Origin of the sequence: Gilliamella sp. Imp1-1, assembly GCF_001690415.1 — a bacterium.
GTDB classification, from domain to species: domain Bacteria; phylum Pseudomonadota; class Gammaproteobacteria; order Enterobacterales; family Orbaceae; genus Gilliamella; species Gilliamella bombi.
The window spans coordinates 11,731-34,839 of sequence record NZ_LZHK01000003.1; the positions used below are offsets into that span (position 1 = coordinate 11,731).

Below are 23,109 nucleotides of genomic sequence, written 5' to 3' on the forward strand. Positions count from 1 at the left end.
TCATGGCTAAGCGAACAGATATAAAAAGTATACTAATTATTGGTGCTGGCCCAATTGTTATTGGTCAAGCATGTGAATTTGATTATTCTGGTGCTCAAGCCTGTAAAGCGCTGCGTGAAGAAGGTTATCGTGTTATTTTAGTTAACTCTAATCCAGCCACTATCATGACAGATCCTGAAATGGCCGATGCCACTTATATTGAACCCATTCATTGGACAAGCGTTCGTAAGATTATTGAACAAGAAAGGCCAGACGCCATTTTACCAACCATGGGCGGTCAAACAGCGTTAAACTGTGCATTAGAGCTTGAAAAACAAGGTGTATTGAAAGAATTTAATGTTGAAATGATAGGTGCAACAGCAGATGCTATCGATAAAGCCGAAGATCGGAAACGCTTTGATGAGGCGATGAAAAAAATTGGTCTTGATACCGCTCGCTCAGGAATTGCTCATTCACTTAAAGAAGCTTACGTCGTTCTTGATCAAGTTGGTTTTCCTTGCATTATTCGTCCATCATTTACCATGGGGGGCACCGGTGGCGGCATTGCTTATAATACCGAAGAGTTTGACGAAATTTGTACTCGAGGACTTGATCTTTCGCCAACCAATGAACTACTTATTGATGAATCATTAATAGGTTGGAAAGAATATGAAATGGAAGTAGTTCGAGACAAAAATGATAACTGCATTATTGTTTGTTCAATTGAAAACTTCGACCCAATGGGTATTCATACAGGTGATTCAATTACGGTGGCTCCGGCACAAACTTTGACGGATAAAGAATACCAAATCATGCGTAACGCTTCGATCGCGGTACTGCGTGAAATTGGTGTTGAAACTGGTGGCTCCAATGTACAATTTTCGGTTGATCCAAAGACAGGGCGATTAATTGTTATTGAGATGAATCCACGGGTGTCACGATCATCTGCCTTAGCTTCGAAAGCAACGGGCTTTCCTATCGCGAAAATCGCCGCCAAACTGGCTGTCGGTTATACGCTTGATGAATTATCTAATGATATAACAGGCGGAAAAACCCCCGCTTCATTTGAACCGTCAATTGATTATGTTGTTACCAAAATTCCACGCTTTAATTTTGAAAAATTTGCTGGTTGTAACGATCGATTAACCACACAAATGAAATCAGTTGGTGAAGTGATGGCCATTGGGCGTACCTTCCAAGAATCAATACAAAAAGCGTTGCGAGGGCTTGAAGTTGGCGCTTCAGGATTTGATCCTAAAATTGATAATTATACTGATGAAAAAAATATCACCAAAATTCGTTATGAGCTCCAAGAAGCGGGCGCTGATCGGATTTGGTATATTGCTGATGCTTTTAGGGCAGGATTGAGCTTAGAAGATATCTTTTTACTTACCAATATTGATCGTTGGTTTTTAGTACAAATTGAAGAGTTGGTTAACCTTGAAAACAAGCTAAAGGAACAATTACTTGCGCAACTTGATCAAGAAACATTATGGCAATTAAAACGTAAAGGTTTTTCAGATTTACGCATCGCCAAACTGCTTAATACCACAGAACAAGCTGTTCGCGATTTACGCCATCAATATCAAATTCACCCTGTTTATAAACGTGTTGATACCTGTGCGGCTGAATTTGCAACAGATACCGCTTATCTTTATTCAACCTATGAGCAAGAGTGTGAAGCTAATCCTCAATTTAGCCGTAAAAAAATTATGATCCTTGGTGGTGGTCCTAATCGGATTGGACAAGGTATTGAGTTTGATTATTGCTGTGTACATGCGGCATTGGCACTGCATGAGGATGGTTATGAGACCATTATGGTTAACTGTAATCCCGAAACGGTTTCAACCGATTACGATACTTCTGACCGCCTCTATTTTGAGCCAGTTACGCTTGAAGATGTGCTTGAAATTGCACATGTTGAAAAACCAGATGGTGTTATTGTGCAATACGGTGGGCAAACACCGTTAAAACTTGCTCGTGCGCTTGAAGCAGCAGGGCTACCAATTATTGGTACCTCACCTGATGCTATAGATAAAGCCGAAGATCGTAAACGCTTTCAAGAAGTCGTCGATAAACTGAAATTAAAACAACCTGTCAACGCCACAGTGACCGATATTAACGAGGCTGTCATTGAAGCAGAAAAAATAGGTTATCCATTAGTGGTTAGACCTTCTTATGTATTAGGAGGTCGAGCAATGGAAATTGTCTATAATGAACAAGATTTAAGGCGTTATTTTAAAACAGCGGTAAGCGAATCAAATAATGCACCAGTCTTACTTGATCACTTTTTAGATGATGCAATTGAAGTTGATATTGATGTAATTGCTGATGGTGAGCAAATCCTGATTGGTGGCATTATGGAACATATTGAACAAGCAGGCATTCACTCTGGTGATTCCGCTTGCTCACTACCAACACACACATTAACTGCAGATATTTTAGACAAACTACGACAACAAGCCAAACAATTAGCACTTGAACTCAATGTAAAAGGTTTAATGAATGGGCAATTTGCGGTGAAAGATAATCAAATTTATTTGATCGAAATCAATCCTCGTGCAGCTCGTACAGTACCTTTTGTCTCAAAAGCAACGGGTTTACCACTGGCGAAAATAGCGGCTCGCGTGATGACGGGGCAATCACTTGCCAAGCAAAATGTGACTAAAGAGGTGATTCCTCCTTATTATTCGGTAAAAGAAGTGGTATTACCGTTTAATAAATTCAGTGGTGTCGACCCAATATTAGGTCCTGAAATGCGCTCAACTGGTGAAGTAATGGGAATTGGTAAAACCTTTGCTGAAGCCTTTGCTAAAGCCCAGCTAGGTAGTTTATCTAATATGAAAAAATCAGGGAAAGCATTATTATCGGTTCGCGATCAGGATAAAACAAGGCTGTTAGAGGTAGCTAAACGGTTAATTACTCATGGGTTTAGTATTGATGCAACTATTGGCACGGCAAAGGTATTACAACAAGCAAATATACCATGCCAAGTCGTAAAAAAAGAAAACGAAGGGCGACCAAATATCCATGACCATATAAAAAATGGCGAATATAGCTATATTCTTAATACCACTTCTGGACGAGCAGCTATTGAAGCCTCAAAAGTATTACGTCGAAGTGCCATTCAATATAAGGTACATTACGATACCACGATGAATGCTGCTTATGCTACAACTGCAACGCTAGATTACGATCCGGCAAAAACTGTAACGCCATTACAGCAACTTTATTGCTAATCACAAAGATAAAGACGAGTATCACTCGTCTTTAAAAATTCCATCCACAATATAATAACTTAGAAATCATGCAATTGTTCTTAATAAACAATAAAATGCTCGTTTTTGATACAGAATAATGTTAATTTATTTGCTATATTTCAATCAATTTAATTAGTTATTATCATGGATATGATTCATTCTTCTGATCTAAAAACGATCATGCATTCCAAGCGTGCCAATATTTATTATTTAGAGCATTGTCGTGTTTTTGTTAATGGCGGGCGAGTCGAATATGTCACTGAGCAAGGTCAACAATCGTTATATTGGAATATCCCAATAGCTAATACTACCTGTATTTTATTAGGCACGGGAACATCATTAACGCAAGCGGCAGTGCGAGAGCTTTCACGGGCAGGTGTCATGATTGGCTTTTGTGGTGGAGGCGGAACGCCTCTATTTTCATCAACCGAATCTGAATTCGCTTGTCAATTTTTTTCGCCACAAAGTGAATATCGCCCGACGGAATACCTACAAAGCTGGTGTCAATTTTGGTTTGATGATGAACGTCGATTACAAGCAGCTAAATTATTGCAACAAACACGGCTTAATATTATTAGTGAGTGTTGGCCGCAATTTGATTGGGATATTGATAAAACGCAGTTGGCGCATATTCTTACTGATGCAACAGAACAATTTACCGATGTTGATAATAGCCAAGCACTTTTAGCCGCAGAAGGGCGAATTAGCAAACGTCTTTATAGCATGGCAAATCAATTAACCTTACAAGATGACAAATTTAAACGGGAACAAGGCACACGAGGTAAGAGTCATGATCCCGCTAATCAATTTTTAGATCATGGTAACTATTTAGCCTATGGACTTGGCGCAACGGCTTGTTGGGTGTTAGGTCTCCCTCATGGACTTGCTATTTTACACGGAAAAACTCGCCGGGGTGGATTAGTTTTTGATGCGGCAGATATTATTAAAGATGGCATTGTATTACCTCAGGCCTTTTTATCAGCCAAACAAGGCGATAGTGAAAAAGAATTTCGTATGGCATGTATTGCGCAATTTGCTCAATCAGGTGCACTTGATAGGATTATTGATACTTTAAAACAGATAGCAGATCAAATATGAATATTTTACTTGTTAGTCAATGCAAAAAAAATGCCTTAACCGAAACAAGGCGGATTATCGATCAGTTCGCTGAGCGCTGCGGTGAACGAACATGGCAAAGCCCAATGACCGAAGCAGGGTTACAAACGCTCTATAAATTATTACGCAAAACTGCACGAAAAAATACTGCTGTTGCATGTTATTGGACACATGGTAAAAATTTAACTGATCTTTTGTGGATTGTGGGCGATCGCAGTCAGTTTAATCAAGAGGGACGAGTCCCAACTAATCGTACTAAACGTAATATTTTACGCAGTGACAGCGAAAATTGTTGGCAATATGCAACCACCATTCAATTAATTACAACCATAGCGGCACTACTTCATGATTTAGGTAAAGCAACGATTGGTTTTCAATCTAAATTACGAGCAGAAACGGCTGTGGCGGCTGATCCTTACCGACATGAATGGATTTCGTTACAATTATTTTTATTAATGATTCAAGACTGCACCACGAACGAAGCCTTATTTGATCGATTAGCGAATTTTACTGAATATCGACAACAGAATCCTAATTGGTACAAACAGCTCACCCAAGTCGAAAAAAATGATCTTACTCAACTACCTTTATTGGCACAATGGATTGCGTGGCTCATTGTGTCGCATCATCGAATGCCGTTTTTACCGGATTCATTAACGGGTGATATTAAAAATTTACAGAAAATAGATTTTGATATATCTGGTTTAACTATCCGAAGTTTTTATAAAACATTTAAGGCAATTGATAAATGGGTTAAAAATAGTCATAGTCAACATACTTCACCCGATGATTTTTGGCAGCTTAAGAGCGATATTACCTTAAGCCAGCTTTGGCTGAAAAAACTAAGCCGTTATGCAACCAAAGCCCTAAATCATGTTCCCTTAATGCAATTGTCTAATATTGACGCGTTTTTATTGCATATTTCACGTTTAAGCTTAATGGTGGCTGATCATAACTACTCAAGTTTATCTTTATCAAATGACGAGGCAAAAAAAAATAGGGCAATACTGATTGCCAACACAAATTACCAAAAAGAAGCCAAACAGTGTTTGGATGATCATTTGGTCGGTGTTGCTAATTTTTCAGCCCGTTTTGCTCGTTTATTACCTAAAATAACCACGGAATTACCTGCAATCAATCAACATAAACCTTTTACCAAACGAACAACTATAAAACGATTTCAATGGCAAAATCATGCTTTTGATTTAGCAAAAAGTTATCAAAATTTCTCCGATGAATGTGGCTTTTTTGGTGTTAACATGGCATCGACTGGCTGTGGTAAAACCTTAGCCAATGGGCGGATTATGTATGCGCTTTCAAATCCAAAACGGGGCGTGCGTTTTACCATTGCATTGGGATTACGTGTTTTAACGTTGCAAACAGGTAAAGCATTAAGAGAAAGATTACACTTAAGTGATGAACATCTGGCGATTTTAGTGGGTGGGCGAGCCACAAAAACCTTGTTTGAACTGAGTAATGAAAACATTGAACAAAACGATTCAGAAAACCAAGGTAGTGAATCTATCGAATCGTTACTTGATGAATATCTTGATGTAGCAGAAAGTGGTATTGCGGATTGTGAATTAGGGACAATTATCGAAGACAGTAAAGCACGGCAATTACTTTATGCGCCCATTGTGACATGCACTATTGACCATATTATTCAAGCTAGCGAATGTACCCGAGGCGGTAAATATATTGCACCCACGTTAAGATTGTTAACCTCAGATCTGATTTTAGATGAGCCGGATGATTTTGATCAACACGACTTGCCAGCGCTAGCGCGTTTAGTGCATTTAGCTGGATTGTTTGGGAGCAAAGTACTGCTGTCATCGGCGACCTTAACGCCAGATTTAATTGCCGGATTATTTGATGCTTACCAAGCAGGACGAAAAATTTGGAATCAAAATAACCAATATGCCGATAATACCATTGTATGTGGTTGGTTTGATGAATATGAACAGTCGATATCACAAATTGCTGATACTAAAACGTTTCGAGATCACCATCAACAATTTGTAGCAATGCGCATTCATCAATTAGCACAAAGCGCAATCCGCCGTCAAGGGCATATTTTAGATCTACTAAATTACCAAGAAAATAAAACAGAAAACCAAAAAATCAATTATGGTGTGCTAGCTAAACAATTATTGGATCAAGCTTATCAATTTCACCAAGATCATCATCAAATTGATAAAACATCACAAAAAAAGGTAAGTATCGGTTTAATGCGTTTTGCCCATACAGAAGATGTTATTTCACTTACCGAACAAATTTACGAACAAAAGAAGTTACCTAGTGATACTGCTTTTCATATCGTGGTTTATCATGCTCGACAACTGCTATTATTGCGTAGCCAGTTAGAAGAAAAACTTGATAGAATTTTAAATCGCAGTGATGAACAGGCTCTATTTAGCCAACCCGAAATTCTCCAATCTATAAAAGGTAGCAAGAAAGAAAATCATATCTTTATTGTGATTGGCACACCAGTCACCGAAGTCGGGCGTGATCACGATTATGATTGGGCGGTTGTCGAACCATCATCCATGCGGTCAATTATCCAGTTGGTGGGGCGAGTCTGGCGACATCGACCACAAAAAATGGCACAAAAGGCCAATGTGGCCATATTAGGCTCGAATTTAAAAGCAATTGAATCTAAGTATTGTACGGATAAAGCCTGTTTTACTAAACCGGGGTTTGAAGAAAAACCATTATTTTTGCTGAAAACCCATAAAACCAATGAACTAATTCCAGCTCATCAGTTAGTAAATATTGATGCGGTTCCACGTATTAAGTCCTGCCCTGAAGATGGGCTAACGCTAGCTGAATTAGAACATAAGGTCATGGCAGATCTTTTTGCAATTAATGCCCGTAAAAGTAATTATGTGACCAGCTATTGGCAACAAGGCTTAGCTCATCACCATTGTGTGCATTTACAGGCGATTTCGCCATTTAGAGGAAATGATAAGACACAAGATGAATATATTTGCCAACTCGACGACGATGGCGATTATCAATTCTGCTATGCAGATATCGCATGGCAAACACCAGATGAGCGCTGCGAAGATACACAAAATAGTATAATTGAATATAAAAAATGGTCATTTGCTAATCCTAACATTCAACCTTGGTTGGTTAATAGTGTCGAGCAAGCCATAGCAAAAATAACCGAATATTTCCCAAATAAAACGCCATATCGATTAGCGAATAAATTTTGTAGCGTAAGCTTATATCGTAATAGCAGTTGGTATTTTCATCCTTATTTAGGATTTTATGAAAAGAAAGGATAAAAGAATATTGTTTTTATACTGAAACACATAGTTACCTGAAACTTTTTGACAAAATATCGTCAGGTGAATAATGGTTGCTAGTAAAAAAGATTTAATTCTTTTATACTTGATGACACTGCTGTGTAAGCAGTTTAGAAAAAAATTGGCTGTTAATAACGGTTCAAAAGTGACTTCAATGCCGTATAGGCAGTTTAGAAAAGAGTGTTTCTAGTTTTTATTAACTGAAACACTTCATTATTAGTATTATAAAGTAACTATTCTGCGCCAATTTGCGTGCTCATTTTTATCTCTCGATTATCGGTGATTTCTAAATTTGACAATACCACTAATTGAGGAAAGTTAGGCCTTAGAAATTGTGAAAGCATAGGTCTTAATGCATGGTTCACTAATAACACTGGTGGTGCACCGATAGCTTCTTGTTGATGAATGGCTTGTTTAATTTGCTCGACAATGTGTTCGGCTAGCCCTGGTTCAACATTGCTGGTATTTTGGAGTGCTTGTAATAACAAACGTTCTAAATTGATATTTAATCCTATTACATTGATTGGCTCAGATCCAGGAAACCATTGTTGTGTGATGACTCTTCCTAAAGCAATTCTTACCATACTTAGTAGCTGATAAGCATCATTTTGGGTTGGTGCGTACTCACAGATGGTTTCAATAATGGTACGCATATCACGGATTGACACTTTTTCAGCGATCAAGTTTTGCAATATTTTATGAAATGTGGTTAGTGTAACAACACCAGGAATAAAGTCCTCCACTAATTTCGGCATATCTTGTTTTATTCTGTCGAGTAGTTCTTGAGTTTCTAAACGTCCTAATAAGTCGCTAGCAAATTGCTGTAATAAATGATTAAAATGAGTAGCAATCATGGTGCTTGTATCAACAACGGTATACCCCAATATTTGTGCATTTTCTTTATTACTTTCATCTATCCATATCGCTGGTAATCCAAAGGCAGGTTCGGTTGTTGGAATGCCTTCAATGGTTTCAGTTACATTACCAGGATTGATCGCTAACCATTTATTATTAACAATTTCACCTTTGCCAATTTCACCACCTTTTATAAATATCTTATATTGATAAGGTGCTAATGAAAGATTGTCTCTTATATGAACTTGAGGTGGTAAAAAACCCAGTGTTTGAGCAAATTTTTTGCGTAAACTACGAATTCGCCCTAACAACTCACCATTTTGAGTTTGATCTACCATGGGAATTAATCCATAACCAACTTCCATTGCCAATATATCTTCAATATTAACATCTGACCATGTTGCTTCTATATTAGCTGGCGTGGTTGCTTGTACATTAGCTTGTTTGGGTGCTACTTTTTGTTCAGTCTTTTTCTGTTTAGTTAGCCACCAAGATATGATTAATAAAATAACAGTAAAGAGTAGAAAAACTAAATTTGGCATACCCGGAATTAGTCCAAGTAAACCAATGACGACAGCTGTTAAAATCAATACTTGTGGATTATTAAAAAGCTGTGTAATCATTTGATCACTGATGTTATCTTGTGATGTGACTCGAGTAACAATAACGCCTGCTGCGGTTGAAATAATAAGTGATGGTATTTGTGCTACCAAACCATCGCCAATAGTTAGTAAAACATAGGTTTCGCTAGCATCAGAAAAAGCCATACCGTGTTGAACAACTCCAACTAATAACCCCCCAATAATGGTTATGCCCATTATTAATAATCCCGCAATCGCATCACCGCGTACAAATTTACTGGCACCATCCATTGACCCATAAAAATCGGCTTCTTGAGAAACTTCGGCTCGACGGGCTTTAGCTTCATCTTCACCAATTAAACCCGCATTCAGATCGGCATCAATAGCCATTTGTTTTCCAGGCATACCATCTAACGCAAAGCGTGCACCCACTTCAGCTATTCTACCTGCTCCTTTGGTGATGACCATAAAGTTGATAATGACTAAAATAATAAATACCACAATACCAATAGCAAAATTACCACCAACCAAAAAGTGTCCAAAAGCCTCAATAACCCGCCCAGCAGCAGCACTACCGGTGTGACCTTTTAATAAAACGACCCGCGTAGAAGCAACGTTTAACGATAATCTTAATAAAGTTGCAAATAATAAAACGGTCGGGAATGCTGCAAAATCAAGCACTCTTTTAGTAAACAATGCTACTATCAAGATGATAATTGATAATGTAATATTAAAAGTAAAAAACAGATCCAAAATAAATGCAGGTAGTGGTAATACCATCATCGAAAGAATCAATAAAATTAGCAATGGTCCAGCTAAGACTTGATAATGCCCATTTTTTAATGTATTGGTTGATAATAAATTAAGTAGTTTAGATTTAATCATAAGACTAGTTATTACCTTTATTTATTTATGGATAATGACTCAGGTATGGGTAAATTATTTGGCGCTATTGGTTTATCGCCACCATATTTATACCAATGTTTCAATTGATAAACCCACGCTAGAATTTGGGCAACCGCGGTATATAATTCGGTTGGTATTGTTTCGCCTATTTCACCATGACGGTATAAAGCACGGGCAAGCGGTGGAGCTTCTAACTGGGGGATATTATGTTCATTAGCAATTTCTTTGATGCGTAACGCAATTTTATTTGTTCCTTTCGCTAATAATTTTGGAGCAATCATTGTTTTTTCATCATATTGCAGAGCGACGGCATAATGCGTTGGGTTAGTAATAATCACATTGGCTTTAGGTACATCTTTCATCATACGGCGTCTAGCAATAGTCTGTTGCATTTGACGAATACGCCCTTTGATTTGTGGGTTTCCCTCTTGTTCTTTAAATTCATCTTTAATTTCTTGTTTTGACATTTTCAGTTTCTTTAAATTACTCCATATTTGATAGAAAATATCAAAACCAACCATGGGTATTAAAGATATAACACTAAAAATTCCACAAAGAATCACTAGCTGTATTGCTTTAGTTAATGCGCTATTTAAATGCATATTGGGTAACGAAAGCATGTAAGGGAAATGGTGCATTACAAACAATGTTGAAGCTATAGAAATAAAAATAACTTTAAGTATGCTTTTTAGTAATTCAGAAAAAACTCTAATACTAAATATTCTACCAAATCCAGATATCGGATTTAGTTTTTGAAAATTAGGCTTAATTGATTGCAGGCTAAATAGTAAACCGCCGACACAAAGTGGTGCAAATATAGCAACGATAACTAGACCAAAAAAAATGGGTACAATTGCCCAAAAACCATCGGTTAATAAGTTAACTAAATTGAAGACGATTAACTTATCATCCTCTATTTTATACGAAAACTTCATTGCTGTTTTAATGATCGTAGTTAACTGGTTAACTAAGTGTGATCCCATTAATCCAAATAAAATAATACCTATTAACAAAATTAATAACGAAGTTAATTCACGAGAACGAGGGATCTGCCCTTTTTCTCTAGCTTTTTTTATTTTGCTATCGGTGGGGTGTTCGCTTTTATCTAGATCACTATCGTCAGCCATGATGAAGTTAAATAAAACGCTATAGTTTAATAAAGATTTACAATACTAACAGTATGAACTAATTGCTACTGGGTTGTTGGCTTAATAAGAGGGTATTTTAGGGGGTATTTATGGCGTTTACCGTCAATAAATATTAATTTTTTAAACTTTGGCTCGTTTTGACGAAATAATTTCAGTTTGTTGATAGCCACTATTAGTATAAACAGCAGGACTTTTAATACTTTTAAGATAGTTGATTGATTGCTGGGTTAGATTCATGCGGTTTTGAATGATTAGCCCATTATCACGATTTATATCTGCTAATAATTTTGTTGTATCAGTAATTGATAGCCAAAGAGCTTCGATTGTAGGATTTTCTTTATAGGGCGGTTGAATATTAAATTGTTCACTTAGTTTTATGCGTTCTTCATCCAGTAGCTTTAGTTGAATTAGTAATTGGCTTTTTTTGTTAATAGTTTCACTTAACTGGTTTGTTGAACTATTTTCAATTAATATTTTTTGCTCTGATTGTAGAATTTCTGAAATTGTTTGTAACATCTCTGCTATTTTATTTAGGATGTCATTAAGTGCTAACATTTTTTATCCTTATAATTCTGTCTTATTTTTAAAAATCTTCTAGTAATTGTTTAATTAATTTATCTGCAATTTTATGTGTATCAATAACCAATGTTCCGTTGGATATGGACTGTTTTATTTTTTCAATTTTTTCTACGTCGATATCTTTGTTGGTTGAATGTAAAAGGTGTATTGAATTTTGATTTATACTCACGTTAGTACTTACATTAGTACTGTTTTTAGTTTGTACAGATGCATTGTGAGTATTTTGTTGTTCGTTAATTACATCGCGGCTTACTAGCCCTGTTATGGCTGTAACGGATTTAGTCGCATCTATAGTCATAAAATACCTTTAATCAAATTTAAGATTTAAGTGATTTGTATAATTCTATTATCGGCAATAATAAAAAAATCATTAATATTATTTATTGGAAATTATTACACCTTGGTGAGTTAACGTGCCTTCAACAATTTTATCAGAATTTAGTTTAACTTTTATTTTATCGTTTAATATAGCATTGTTAAGTGTTTTACCATTAGTTGTTATTTCATAACCTTCTCCATTTATTATTACTTTAATTATTTGTCCTGCTTTCACCTGCCAATTTTTTTGAAGCATTGTTGTTTTTATTGGTTCACCCAAATTAATATTTCGTAAAGCTATATGATTAATTGCGTCAACTCCATCCAAAATAACAGTCGAAGGTAGTTTATCCAACCAACCTGATTGTATCTGTATATAATCTTCGTTGATTAGCGTCCCTGCACTTATTGCTTGTTTAGCTACAATATAGTTCCCTTTGACAGCAACATTAATCTGGATAAATTTTTTTTTATTATTGCATTGGGCACTGATAGTCATGTTGCCCCACTGTTTTTTTTTATTTAATAAAGAGAGTGTTGGAGTCTTACAATTTAATTGCGGTTTAGCAGTAAGATAAGTAATTAAAATGTCGTCCGCTTTATGACCAAATTGCTGTGATATTAAATTGTTAATCTGTTTATCAAGCGAATTTGCTAAAACATTATTCCAACTAAATAGTATAAAAATAGCGAGTATCAATTTTGCGATTTTAATCATGCTTATTTATTCTAAATTATTCATAAGCTGATTTTACTTTATGATTGCAAGAAATGAATCTTGAAATAAGGGCAATTTTTATCGTTATTTGCGCAATAACTTTTTTTTTATTCGCTTAAAATTCTAATTATCAAAAAAAATGAGATGATTTTATGTTTGATAAATTAGATACATGGGTTAATTTTCATCAGCAAGCATTAAATATACGTGAAATACGACAAAATATATTAGCTGCAAATATTGCAAATAGCGATACGCCTAACTATCAGGCTCGAGATATTGATTTTAATGCTGAGCTAAGCAAAGCACTTAACAATCAGAATAAGATTAATAACGTTGGACTTAATATCACTTCAAATCATCATATTCAGATAAAAGCACCAATCATGACAAATCATGATGTACTTTATCGTATACCTTATCAGGCTGCGGCAGATGGTAATACGGTCGAGATGGATCAAGAACGTACAGCTTTTATTGATAATAGTATTCACTACCAAAGTAATTTAACGTTTTTAGGTGAAAAATTTAAAAATATTATGGCGGTATTACAGCAAGGATAATTATGATGAGTTTTTCTATTTTTGCAATTTCAGGCTCGGCATTATTGGCACAAACACAACGAATGAATGTAAGTGCTAGTAATTTAGCTAACGCAGACAGTATTACCAGTACTTCAGGCAAAGCTTATCGAGCTAAGCAGGTTATTTTTCAAGTGGATGATAATGGTGAACTTAACCCAATTGCTGGGGTTAAAGTGTCGCAAGTTATTGAAGATCCTTCACCGATGAATTTGGTTTATGAACCTAATCATCCATTGGCCGATGCTAAAGGATATATTCAAAAACCTAATGTTGATGTAGTTGCCGAAATGGTTAATACCATTTCAGCATCACGAAGTTATCAAGCAAATATAGAAGTAATTAATACCGCCAAAAATTTAATGTTAAAAACACTGGCATTAGGGCAATAAAAAGGAGTGGTTGATGGGTATAGCTAATGTTCTTGTTTCAGAATCATCGGGGATAACAAAACCTCAAACGACACAAAAAACGGCATCTGATGGTAACTCAAGTAAAGAATTACAAGATAATTTCTTAACGTTATTAATTGCACAAATGAAGAACCAAGATCCAACTAATCCAATGGATAATAGTCAGCTAACATCACAGCTGGCTCAAATCAATACTTTAGCAGGTATAGAACGTCTTAATACAACGTTAGGAATGGTTTCTGGTCAGATTGATGATAGTTTATCAGTCAATGCCAGTAATATGATTGGCAAGGGAGTGATGGTTCCTGGCAATAAAATTTTAGTTGCAACCTCAGAATCTGAAAGTTCAGACTCAAAAGAAGAAACCGTTACCACACCATTTGGTTTTGAGCTGGTACATGAAGCTGACTCAGTAATTATTACTATTCAAGATGAAAATGGCAATGTAGTTCGTGAAGTTGATTTAGGCGCAATTCCAGCAGGCGTTAGTTCTTTCACTTGGGATGGTGTGCTAAATGATGGGACGAATGCACTAGATGGTAGTTATACTTTTTCAGTTAATGCAAGTTATGATGGGAAAAAAGTATCATCAACATCATTATCTTATTCAGTAGTATATGGTGTTATCAATAGTAAAGTTAATAATAAAGTATTACTTGATTTAGGAATACTTGGTTCAATCAGTATTGACGAAGTACGTCAAATTCTTTAAAGGAGATAAAGTTCAGATGGGATTTTCTCAAGCAGTGAGTGGTATGAATGCTGCATCAAAGCAATTAGATGTTATTGGGAATAATATTGCTAATTCAGCAACAGTAGGATTTAAGAGTGCTAGTATTTCATTTGCTGATATCTATGCTGGCTCAAAAGTTGGTATGGGGGTTAAAGTGGCTGCGATTATGCAAAACTTTAATGATGGAATAGCTACAACAACCAACAATAGTTTAGATGTGGCTATTTCTGGCAATGGATTTTTTCGTTTAGTGGATAGTAATGGGCAAGCCTATTACACCCGCAATGGGCAGTTTCAATTAGATGCCGAACGAAATATTATTTCTGCTGATGGTCTTTATTTGACTGGCTATCTTGCAACTGGAACACCACCTCAAGTGCAGCAAGGTGCAGCTCCAGATACATTAAAAATTTCGCAAGAAATGCTAAATGCATCAGCGACAACCAAGGCTTCTTTGCAAACAAACTTAAATTCTAATAGTAAAGTTCCTGCAAAACAACCAGTCAATGCGCTTGATGCTGATACATTTAATTATTCTACAACCATTACTACTTATGACTCGCTTGGTAATCAACGCAATATTCAGCTCTTTTATGTTAAAACCGCTGATAACCAATGGGATGTTCATTATCTTGATAGCAGTGATCCTAATGGAAGTTTGCAAAAAGCGGGAGAAATGGAATTTGATTCGTCTGGTAAATTGATTAGTGATCCCGAAATGACCATCGATATTAATGGGATAAATGGAGCTGCTGATAATAGCTTTACTTTATCATTAGCCAAAAGTTCTCAACAAAATATGGGTAAAGAATTGGGTAGTATTAAAAACCCTGTTGTAAATGGATATGCTCCAGGAGATTTGGTCGGGTATAGCATTAATGATGATGGTTCTATTTATGGTGTCTATTCTAACCAACAAACAATGTTATTAGGTCAGATAGCAATGGCTGATTTTGCCAATGTTAATGGGCTAGAGCCTGCTGGAAACAATAATTGGCGATCAACCATTAATTCTGGAGGCGAGGTATTGGGCAGAGCAAATTCTGGTACATTTGGTTCGTTAGCCAGCGGTGCATTAGAGTCGTCAAATGTTGATATGAGTCAGGAATTAGTGAATATGATTGTTGCTCAGCGCAATTACCAGTCTAATTCACAAACAATTAAAACGCAGGATCAAATTCTAAATACATTAGTCAATTTGCGTTAATTTAAAGGTTATTTATGGATCGTGTTATTTATACAGCAATGTCAGCAGCTAGCCAGACATTAAATCGGCAATCAATTACTACTAATAACTTAGCTAATGTATCCACAGTGGGGTTTCGTGCACAGTTAACGACGATGAAAGCAGTTCCTGTTGTGGGGAATGATACACCTACACGAACCATGGTAACAGCAACAACTCCCACTTTTGATTCAACGATGGGGGCATTTAATTACACAGGTCGAAACTTGGATGTTGCTTTAACTGAGGATCACTGGTTAGCAGTACAATTAGTCGATGGTAGCGAAGCTTATACGCGAAATGGTGCAATTCAAATTGACGAAAATGGTACGCTTAACATACAAGGTAATCCATTAATTGGTGATAACGGTGTTTTGACTGTGCCTCAACGATCTCAAATCAGTATTAGTAGTGATGGAACACTTTCCGCATTGGGTGCAGGTGATAAACCCACGACCATTGCTCAAGTAGGTAAAATAAAGAAAGTCCATCTTGAGCATAATGAAATTATACGTGGTGATGATGGCTTTTTTCGACTAGCGGAAGAAACACGTAATGAACGTGGTGAGAATATGCCAGACAATCCAAAAGCTAAGCTTATGTCAGGTGTATTAGAAGGAAGTAATGTGAACCCTGTTACGGCTATGGTTGATTTAATTAGTCATGCACGCCAGTTTGAAATGCAGATGAAAGAAATTATTACTGCTGATGAAAATGCACAAAAAGCAAACCAAATTTTATCTCTAACATAAATTTATTAATACATTAGATAGGAATAACAATGATTAAATCATTATGGATTGCCAAAACAGGCTTAACGGCACAACAAATGAATATGGATATTATTTCCAATAATTTAGCCAATGTTAGTACCAATGGTTTTAAAAGACAAAGAGCGGTGTTTGAAGACTTATTATACCAAACTGTTCGCCAACCAGGAGCACAATCATCTGAGCAAACAACATTACCTTCTGGGCTACAGATTGGCACAGGAGTTCGTCCTGTTGCGACAGAACGAATTCATAGCCAAGGTAATTTAGAGGCAACCGATAACAGCAGTGATATTGCTATTAATGGGCAAGGTTTTTTCCAAGTTTTATTACCCGATGGTACACAAGCTTATACTCGTAGCGGTGCTTTTCAAGTCAATCAAAATGGTCAATTGGTGACTGCAGCAGGATACGAAATTCAACCAACAATTAGTATTCCATCCAATGCAATCAAAATGACGGTAGCGCGCGATGGTGTAGTAAATGTGACATTAGCTAATCAATCAACACAGGTCCAAGTTGGGCAACTAACTTTACATACTTTCATTAATGATGCTGGACTTGAAAGTATGGGGGAAAATCTTTACTTAGAAACCGAAAGTTCAGGTGCGCCAACGGAAAATACGCCAGGATTAAACGGCGCAGGGCTTTTATATCAAGGCTATACCGAAACGTCTAATGTTAATGTTGCTGAAGAACTAGTGAATATGATTCAAGTTCAACGTGCTTACGAAATTAATAGCAAAGCGATATCAACCTCTGATCAAATGCTACAACGTTTAAATCAACTGTAAAGTTAACAATATGCTAAAGGTAATGAGATATTTTTATATTTTAATAGCATTTTTTATCAGTGGCTGTGCACAATTGCCTAAAAAGCCTTTAGTTGAAGGTGAAACAAGTGTTGTCCCAAAATTGCCAGACAATGTAAATACGACAGGTTCAATTTATCAAGCTGCTCAGCCTAGTAGCTATGGTTACCAACCAATGTTTGAAGATCGTCGCCCACGTAATGTTGGCGATGTATTAACCATTGTTTTACAAGAAAATGTGAGTGCTAGTAAAAGTTCATCGATTAATGCAGGACGAAATGGTTCGGTGGATCTAGGGGTAAAAACGATACCTAAATTTCTTGATGGGTTAGTGGGTCGAGGTAAAGCTAGTACTGAAATGTCTGGAAATAATGATTTTAAGGGATCAGGCGGGGCTAACGCTAAAAATACCTTTAGTGGCACAATCACCGTCACGGTTCAAGATGTCATGATCAATGGTAATCTAAAAGTGATTGGTGAAAAACAGATTGCGATTAATCAAGGTACCGAGTTTATCCGTTTTTTTGGGGTAGTTAATCCAAGAACAATTAGTGGAAATAACACTGTTATCTCAACGCAAGTTGCTGACGCTCGAATTGAGTATGTTGGTAATGGATACATTGATGAAGCCCAAACGATGGGTTGGTTACAGCGCCTATTTTTAAATCTTTCCCCTTTTTAACGAGTATCATTATGTTAAAAAAATTGCGTATTTTTGTTTATTTTGTCGTTATGATGGTATTAGTGATACCAGCGGGCCATGCTGAACGTATCCGCGATTTAGTCACCATTCAAGGTGTAAGAGAAAATGCCTTAGTTGGATATGGTATTGTTGTTGGTCTTGATGGTACAGGCGATCAAACATCACAAACACCTTTTACCATTCAAAGTATTACTAATATGTTATCTCAATTAGGTATTACCGTACCGTCTGGGAGCAATATGCAATTAAAAAATGTTGCAGCTGTTATGGTTACGGCTAAATTACCTTCTTATTCTCGAGTAGGACAACAAATTGATGTGGTGGTATCCTCGCTCGGTAATGCAAAAAGCTTGCGTGGAGGTACCTTGATTATGACACCACTAAAAGGTGTCGATAATCAAGTATATGCTATTGCGCAAGGTAACCTTTTTGTAGGTGGAATGGGTGCAAGTAGTAAAGGTAGCAGTGTAAGTGTGAACCAAACTGCAGGGGCAACTATACCTAATGGTGCAACCATAGAACGAGAGCTTGCAACCCGTTTAGATGAACAAAATGTTATCCATTTACATCTTAATCAATTTGATTTTACTCGAGCCTTAAAAATATCTGATGCAATTAATAGGTTACAAAAAAATACTGCAGTAGCGTTAGATGGTACAACGATTGCATTACATATGCCAAAAGAAAGTAGTGCACGAGTACAACTACTTTCACGAATACAAAATCTTGAAATTAGCGCTACGCCAGTTTCAGCAAAAGTTGTTATAAATACTAGAACCGGTGTTGTAGTTATGAATCAAAAGGTTAAATTAGATAATTGTGCGGTTGCACATGGTAATTTATCTGTTGTGGTAAATAACAAATTAAAGGTAAGTCAACCAAATACCCCATTAGCAGGCGGCACAACAACCGTTACACCAGATAATCAAGTTAGCGTTGCGCAAGAAGGAGGGGCTTTACACAATATATCCTCTAGTGCTGATTTAAATCATGTTATTAATTCGCTAAATGTATTAGGTGCTAATCCTACAGAATTAATGTCAATACTTGAAGCGCTAAAAACAGCTGGTTGTTTACATGCTTCCTTAGAAACTATCTAAAAAAAGACTTTATGAATAATAAAATTGGACAATCTTTGAATCGCTTCGCTTATGATTTTTCGGATATTAATCAATTAAAGCGAAATGTAGTTAATGGCTCTGCTGAAGGTATTAAGCAAGTTGCTCAGCAGTTTGAGTCATTATTTATTAATATGATGATGCAAAGTATGCGAAAGGCTGTACCTGAAAGTGGTTTATTTAGTCAGTCTGCTACACAACTATTTACTTCAATGTTTGACCAACAAATTACACAGCAAGCAGCGGGTAAAGGGTTTGGATTAGCAGATATGCTTATTAAACAGTTAACTAATAAAGTTTCACCATCAATTAATGTTAACCTACAATCTAATACAAACAATAATACTCAGCAAAATCTCCAATTAGCTCAATCCTTATTTAGTAATGCATCGCCTAATTTATCGCCTGAAGCACTAGGGCAAATACTATATCGTAACCATAATGCTAACAAAGCAGCTGAAATTAAACATAACGAAGCAATATTAAAAACACAACTAGATAATGTAAACGAAGATTATGTCACAAAATTTGTTATGGAATGGCTAGAGCCAGCTAGGCAAGCTGCTAAAAAATCTGGTATTCCGTATGAGGTTATTATTGCGCAAGCAGCACTAGAGACTGGGTGGGGGCAAAAGCAAATTAAAACCGCTAATAATCAATCAAGCCACAATTACTTTGGTGTCAAAGCAACATCGTCATGGAATGGCAATTCAACTCGTTTAACCACACATGAATTTGTTAATAATAAAATGATGAAAATTGAAGATAATTTTAGAGTCTATAATAGTAAACATCATGCATTAACCGACTACCTCAATTTACTAACTAAAAGTCCCCGTTATCATGCAGTTATTAAAGCTCCTGATGCCAGAACAGCTGCTAAAGAATTACAAGCTGCACATTACGCAACTGATCCAAATTATAGTGATAAGCTTATTCAAATCATTGGTCGTATTGAAAAAATTGCAAAAAATAATCAGTTAACAACTGTATCAGGATTTAGGAAAATTGCATTTAATTAATAATAGAATTACTCGGTTTGAATACAATGCTCAATACTTTGCTAGTAAAAATATTATAAAATTAATTTTAAAAACAAATAATTATGAATTAAATAAGAAATCAATCAATAAAAAAAACGTTCAGGTAGAGTATTGATTTTATTAATTTTTTATAATTAAGCGTCACTCGCTTAAACTGATGGTTTATATTACATAATGACATTGTTTTTGAAACTTTTTAGTTAAAATAAAAAAGGAGGTGGTAAACCTCCTTTGAGTGGGATGAATAGTTTGAGTCGATTCACAACTTAGGGTAAAAAACATTGCTTAAATAAAATTAGGTTACAAAACTTTATTTCATTTGAAACAGTGACATACTTTGCATAGTCATAAAGGTATATTGTGCAGCTTGTAAATTAGCTTGTAGCATTACATATTCTGAAATGGCTTCGTACCAATCGACGTCTTCAAGTTGGCTGATTTGAGTTTGAAATTCAATATCTAATGTTTTCCCCAATGTGGTTAATCTGTCAATTTCGGATAATACCGAGCCACCTTCTGCTCTAAGTGTCGAAATATTATTAAAAGAATTGTCTACTCCATGACGTGCTTTTGATAACCCAGATCTAAATTGTTCAACGGTATCATCATTATCATAATCTAGATCTATTTTTAATGCCTCAATTGCATAATCAATACTTGCAAATATGTTACTTTCTGCTGGTGAACCATCAGATTCTTTAACATTTGAGCCAGTCATAAATACTTGAATACCTGTAAAACTTAGCGATACTTCTCGCGAGTCATCGATTAATACATTGATAGAAGTTGTACCGCCTACGTAACTCACTTCACCTGATTCATTCATTACAAAAGGAGGTGTATCGTTTTTCTTACCAGCAAAAAGGTAGTTACCATTAGTGTCTTTTGCATTAGCTAATGATAAAAGTTGATCTTTTAAACTTTGTAATTTATTAGCAAGATCGAGTCTATTTTCTTCATTTAAGGTTTCATTTGATGCATAGACCAATGTTTCCTGAATTGCTTGGATAACAGTATTGGCTTCCGATAAGATCGTATCTTGGCGACTAAGTGATTTATCGGCATTTTCGCGTGTTGCTTGGAACTGTTCATTTTGTGCTTGCGCTTGCTTTATTATTAATGATTGTGATGCTCCCATTGGATCATCAGAAGGAGTTAAAATCTTTTTACCTGTTGCCAAATGCAACCCCGATTTTTGCCATTTGCTGTTGGTGTTTAAAATACTGTTTAAGTTTTTTTGATAAATTGAGTTTGTGCTAAGGCGCATTTTTTATCCTTTAATCATTTAGTTAAACCTAAAATGGTATCAAATAGTGTTGTGGCCGCATCAATCACTTTGGCATTTGCTTGGTAATACTGCATATAAACCTGCATAGAGATATACTCTTCTTCAATATTAACCCCTGAAATCGATTGATTTTGCTCATAAATTTGTTGAGTTATATTTTTGCTTGATTGAGCAGAAATTTTTGCTGTTTGAGTTTCACTACCAATGTAGTTAGTTAAGCGGGTATAAGCACTTTTTAATGTTGTTGTACCATTAACAAGTTTTTCATGTTGGATTTCTAATAATTTGGTTACATTACGATTATCACCAGCGCCATTTTCTTCATCGTTAATACCTGTTGCTAGTTTATTTACATCTTTCACTAGCAGTTGTAATGACGAAGCAATATCGGCAACTGGTTTTATGATAAACGAATCTCCAATAACCGCATTACCACTTATCTCAATGGTCAGTCCATCAAAAAACAATTTACCATCTTTGATTTCAGGAGTAATTAGCTGATGATCAGATAATCTTGTGACAATCCAATTATTACCATCAAATTCTATTTTATAATCAGAAGCTTTTACTTCACTCAAAGCATTAAACTCAATTTTGGCTGAAGCATTACCTTGGTTTTTAGTATTTGTGACACAACTAGGATGATTGTAATCAAACAACTTTTCACCTTGATTACCATTAATATCAATACCCGACATATGCACTTCATTAAAACGTTCTGCTAAATTTAATGCAATTAAGCCTAGTTGATTGCGGGCTTCGGTTAATGGTCCATCACGAAAGGTTAATAAGCCGTGTAACGTACCTGATGTAATGTTTTGGCTTGTCAATTCTTGTGTTGCACCTGAAGGATGAGTATAAATAATAGTATTTAACGAAGGATCATCTGTTGAAGGTTGTACCGATAATAAGTTAATAGAAGAGCCTTGAACTAAATTTAAACCATTAGCAAGCGAAAGATTATATTGTCCATTTTGTTCAGTAACGGTAATGCCAATGATTTCGCTTAATTCATTGACTAACTGATCGCGTTGGTCAAGTAATGCATTAGGTTCGTTTCCACCGCCTACCGACTGTAGTTGTGATATTTTTTGATTAAGTTCGGCAATTTGTTGAGTATAGGTATTAACTTTATCAACATTACTATTTAATTCAGTATTAACGTTGGCAATTTGGTTCTTTAAATTTGTTTCTGTTTTATTAAATTGGCTAGTTAAAGATGTCAGATCACTAATAACAGTTTGTTTTGTCGATGCATCACTAGCATTGGATGCAAGTTTATTTAAACTGGCAAAAAGATTATTAATTTGAGATGAAATACTATTGTCATTCTCTGCTAACAGATTATCTACTTTAGATAATTCATTATAATAAGCTTTGATAGAACCATTTTGTGATTGTGATTGCCGTAGTTGTCCTACAACAAAATTATTAAAAGCGCGATTAACAGATGATACACAAACACCGTTACCGACAAACCCAAAACTATGCTGAGTTCCATTTGCTTGGCGTAAAATTTGTTGTTGACGATTGTAACCAGTTGTATGAGCATTACTAATATTATTGCTTATTACATTCAGCATATTTTGTGCTGCATTTAACCCACTAATACCAGTATTCATTAATGAATTCGCCATAAAATCCTCTCAATA

Annotated in this window: 19 protein-coding genes; 12 read left to right on the plus strand and 7 right to left on the minus strand. The window is 35.8% G+C overall.

Going from position 1 to position 23,109, the window contains the following annotated elements; all coding sequences use genetic code 11:
* The first annotated feature begins 2 nt into the window (after positions 1-2).
* The 3 genes from carB (at position 3) to cas3f (ending at position 7,645) form a co-directional block, all read left to right on the plus strand.
* The gene (gene carB / locus A9G38_RS00220; protein ID WP_034909417.1) at positions 3-3,218 is read left to right on the plus strand and encodes a carbamoyl-phosphate synthase large subunit; all 3,216 of its coding nucleotides are present in this window, start codon (positions 3-5) and stop codon (positions 3,216-3,218) included.
* A 165-nt stretch (positions 3,219-3,383) separates the two neighbouring features.
* Positions 3,384-4,337: a type I-F CRISPR-associated endonuclease Cas1f gene (cas1f, locus tag A9G38_RS00225; protein ID WP_034909422.1), complete on the plus strand. Its 954-nt coding sequence runs from the start codon at positions 3,384-3,386 to the stop codon at positions 4,335-4,337.
* Positions 4,334-7,645 carry a type I-F CRISPR-associated helicase Cas3f gene (gene cas3f, locus A9G38_RS00230; RefSeq protein WP_034909426.1) on the plus strand — a complete coding sequence of 1,104 codons (3,312 nt, stop codon included), beginning with the start codon at positions 4,334-4,336 and terminating at the stop codon, positions 7,643-7,645. Before cas1f ends, cas3f begins: the two co-directional genes overlap by 4 nt.
* Positions 7,646-7,899: 254 nt before the next feature.
* Here cas3f and flhA read toward each other — a convergent pair whose 3' ends face one another.
* From flhA to flgA, 5 genes are all read right to left on the minus strand, one after another.
* Positions 7,900-9,987, minus strand: a complete 2,088-nt coding sequence (gene flhA / locus A9G38_RS00235; protein WP_051634094.1) for a flagellar biosynthesis protein FlhA — start codon at positions 9,985-9,987, stop codon at positions 7,900-7,902.
* 17 nt (positions 9,988-10,004) lie between these two features.
* Positions 10,005-11,135, minus strand: coding sequence for a flagellar biosynthesis protein FlhB (gene flhB, locus A9G38_RS00240; protein WP_034909430.1), 1,131 nt, complete (start codon positions 11,133-11,135; stop codon positions 10,005-10,007).
* 141 nt (positions 11,136-11,276) lie between these two features.
* The gene (locus A9G38_RS00245) at positions 11,277-11,711 is read right to left on the minus strand and encodes a flagella synthesis protein FlgN (protein ID WP_034909433.1); all 435 of its coding nucleotides are present in this window, start codon (positions 11,709-11,711) and stop codon (positions 11,277-11,279) included.
* A gap of 28 nt (positions 11,712-11,739) precedes the next feature.
* Positions 11,740-12,033, minus strand: a complete 294-nt coding sequence (flgM, locus tag A9G38_RS00250) for a flagellar biosynthesis anti-sigma factor FlgM (RefSeq protein WP_034909437.1) — start codon at positions 12,031-12,033, stop codon at positions 11,740-11,742.
* Positions 12,034-12,111: 78 nt separating this feature from the next.
* Complete coding sequence (gene flgA, locus A9G38_RS00255) at positions 12,112-12,771, minus strand: flagellar basal body P-ring formation chaperone FlgA (protein WP_034909440.1); 660 nt, start codon at positions 12,769-12,771, stop codon at positions 12,112-12,114.
* Positions 12,772-12,923: 152 nt separating this feature from the next.
* Between flgA and flgB the strand changes: the two genes are divergently transcribed.
* The 9 genes from flgB to flgJ are packed head-to-tail and all read left to right on the plus strand — an operon-like array spanning position 12,924 to position 20,148.
* A complete protein-coding gene (gene flgB, locus A9G38_RS00260; RefSeq protein ID WP_034909444.1) occupies positions 12,924-13,334 on the plus strand; it encodes a flagellar basal body rod protein FlgB in 411 nt (136 codons plus the stop codon).
* A 2-nt stretch (positions 13,335-13,336) separates the two neighbouring features.
* Entirely contained in the window at positions 13,337-13,744 is a 408-nt protein-coding gene (gene flgC / locus A9G38_RS00265; RefSeq protein ID WP_034909448.1) for a flagellar basal body rod protein FlgC, read from the plus strand.
* A 13-nt stretch (positions 13,745-13,757) separates the two neighbouring features.
* Entirely contained in the window at positions 13,758-14,477 is a 720-nt protein-coding gene (locus A9G38_RS00270; RefSeq protein WP_034909450.1) for a flagellar hook assembly protein FlgD, read from the plus strand.
* Positions 14,478-14,493: 16 nt separating this feature from the next.
* Complete coding sequence (flgE, locus tag A9G38_RS00275) at positions 14,494-15,705, plus strand: flagellar hook protein FlgE (RefSeq protein ID WP_034909453.1); 1,212 nt, start codon at positions 14,494-14,496, stop codon at positions 15,703-15,705.
* Between the two features lie 14 nt (positions 15,706-15,719).
* Positions 15,720-16,475, plus strand: a complete 756-nt coding sequence (locus A9G38_RS00280) for a flagellar basal body rod protein FlgF (RefSeq protein ID WP_034909457.1) — start codon at positions 15,720-15,722, stop codon at positions 16,473-16,475.
* A 29-nt stretch (positions 16,476-16,504) separates the two neighbouring features.
* Positions 16,505-17,287 (plus strand): flagellar basal-body rod protein FlgG, encoded by a 783-nt coding sequence (flgG, locus tag A9G38_RS00285; protein ID WP_034909461.1) that lies wholly within the window; start codon positions 16,505-16,507, stop codon positions 17,285-17,287.
* A gap of 22 nt (positions 17,288-17,309) precedes the next feature.
* Positions 17,310-17,987: a flagellar basal body L-ring protein FlgH gene (locus A9G38_RS00290; protein WP_034909462.1), complete on the plus strand. Its 678-nt coding sequence runs from the start codon at positions 17,310-17,312 to the stop codon at positions 17,985-17,987.
* Between the two features lie 50 nt (positions 17,988-18,037).
* Entirely contained in the window at positions 18,038-19,108 is a 1,071-nt protein-coding gene (locus tag A9G38_RS00295) for a flagellar basal body P-ring protein FlgI (protein WP_442902846.1), read from the plus strand.
* An 11-nt stretch (positions 19,109-19,119) separates the two neighbouring features.
* Entirely contained in the window at positions 19,120-20,148 is a 1,029-nt protein-coding gene (flgJ, locus tag A9G38_RS00300; protein WP_051634096.1) for a flagellar assembly peptidoglycan hydrolase FlgJ, read from the plus strand.
* Positions 20,149-20,479: 331 nt separating this feature from the next.
* Here the strand turns inward: flgJ and flgL are convergent, their stop codons facing one another.
* Entirely contained in the window at positions 20,480-21,436 is a 957-nt protein-coding gene (flgL, locus tag A9G38_RS00305) for a flagellar hook-associated protein FlgL (protein ID WP_034909471.1), read from the minus strand.
* A 14-nt stretch (positions 21,437-21,450) separates the two neighbouring features.
* Positions 21,451-23,094 carry a flagellar hook-associated protein FlgK gene (gene flgK, locus A9G38_RS00310; protein ID WP_034909473.1) on the minus strand — a complete coding sequence of 548 codons (1,644 nt, stop codon included), beginning with the start codon at positions 23,092-23,094 and terminating at the stop codon, positions 21,451-21,453.
* Between the last annotated feature and the right edge of the window lie 15 nt (positions 23,095-23,109).

Excerpts from the sequence above, each read along its gene's own strand:
- carB (WP_034909417.1), top strand. The coding sequence starts at position 3 with ATGGCTAAGCGAACAGATATAAAAAGTATACTAATTATTGGTGCTGGC.
- cas1f (WP_034909422.1), top strand. The coding sequence starts at position 3,384 with ATGGATATGATTCATTCTTCTGATCTAAAAACGATCATGCATTCCAAG.
- cas3f (WP_034909426.1), top strand. The coding sequence starts at position 4,334 with ATGAATATTTTACTTGTTAGTCAATGCAAAAAAAATGCCTTAACCGAA.
- flhA (WP_051634094.1), bottom strand. The coding sequence starts at position 9,987 with ATGATTAAATCTAAACTACTTAATTTATTATCAACCAATACATTAAAA.
- flhB (WP_034909430.1), bottom strand. The coding sequence starts at position 11,135 with ATGGCTGACGATAGTGATCTAGATAAAAGCGAACACCCCACCGATAGC.
- A9G38_RS00245 (WP_034909433.1), bottom strand. The coding sequence starts at position 11,711 with ATGTTAGCACTTAATGACATCCTAAATAAAATAGCAGAGATGTTACAA.
- flgM (WP_034909437.1), bottom strand. The coding sequence starts at position 12,033 with ATGACTATAGATGCGACTAAATCCGTTACAGCCATAACAGGGCTAGTA.
- flgA (WP_034909440.1), bottom strand. The coding sequence starts at position 12,771 with ATGATTAAAATCGCAAAATTGATACTCGCTATTTTTATACTATTTAGT.
- flgB (WP_034909444.1), top strand. The coding sequence starts at position 12,924 with ATGTTTGATAAATTAGATACATGGGTTAATTTTCATCAGCAAGCATTA.
- flgC (WP_034909448.1), top strand. The coding sequence starts at position 13,337 with ATGATGAGTTTTTCTATTTTTGCAATTTCAGGCTCGGCATTATTGGCA.
- A9G38_RS00270 (WP_034909450.1), top strand. The coding sequence starts at position 13,758 with ATGGGTATAGCTAATGTTCTTGTTTCAGAATCATCGGGGATAACAAAA.
- flgE (WP_034909453.1), top strand. The coding sequence starts at position 14,494 with ATGGGATTTTCTCAAGCAGTGAGTGGTATGAATGCTGCATCAAAGCAA.
- A9G38_RS00280 (WP_034909457.1), top strand. The coding sequence starts at position 15,720 with ATGGATCGTGTTATTTATACAGCAATGTCAGCAGCTAGCCAGACATTA.
- flgG (WP_034909461.1), top strand. The coding sequence starts at position 16,505 with ATGATTAAATCATTATGGATTGCCAAAACAGGCTTAACGGCACAACAA.
- A9G38_RS00290 (WP_034909462.1), top strand. The coding sequence starts at position 17,310 with ATGAGATATTTTTATATTTTAATAGCATTTTTTATCAGTGGCTGTGCA.
- A9G38_RS00295 (WP_442902846.1), top strand. The coding sequence starts at position 18,038 with ATGATGGTATTAGTGATACCAGCGGGCCATGCTGAACGTATCCGCGAT.
- flgJ (WP_051634096.1), top strand. The coding sequence starts at position 19,120 with ATGAATAATAAAATTGGACAATCTTTGAATCGCTTCGCTTATGATTTT.
- flgL (WP_034909471.1), bottom strand. The coding sequence starts at position 21,436 with ATGCGCCTTAGCACAAACTCAATTTATCAAAAAAACTTAAACAGTATT.
- flgK (WP_034909473.1), bottom strand. The coding sequence starts at position 23,094 with ATGGCGAATTCATTAATGAATACTGGTATTAGTGGGTTAAATGCAGCA.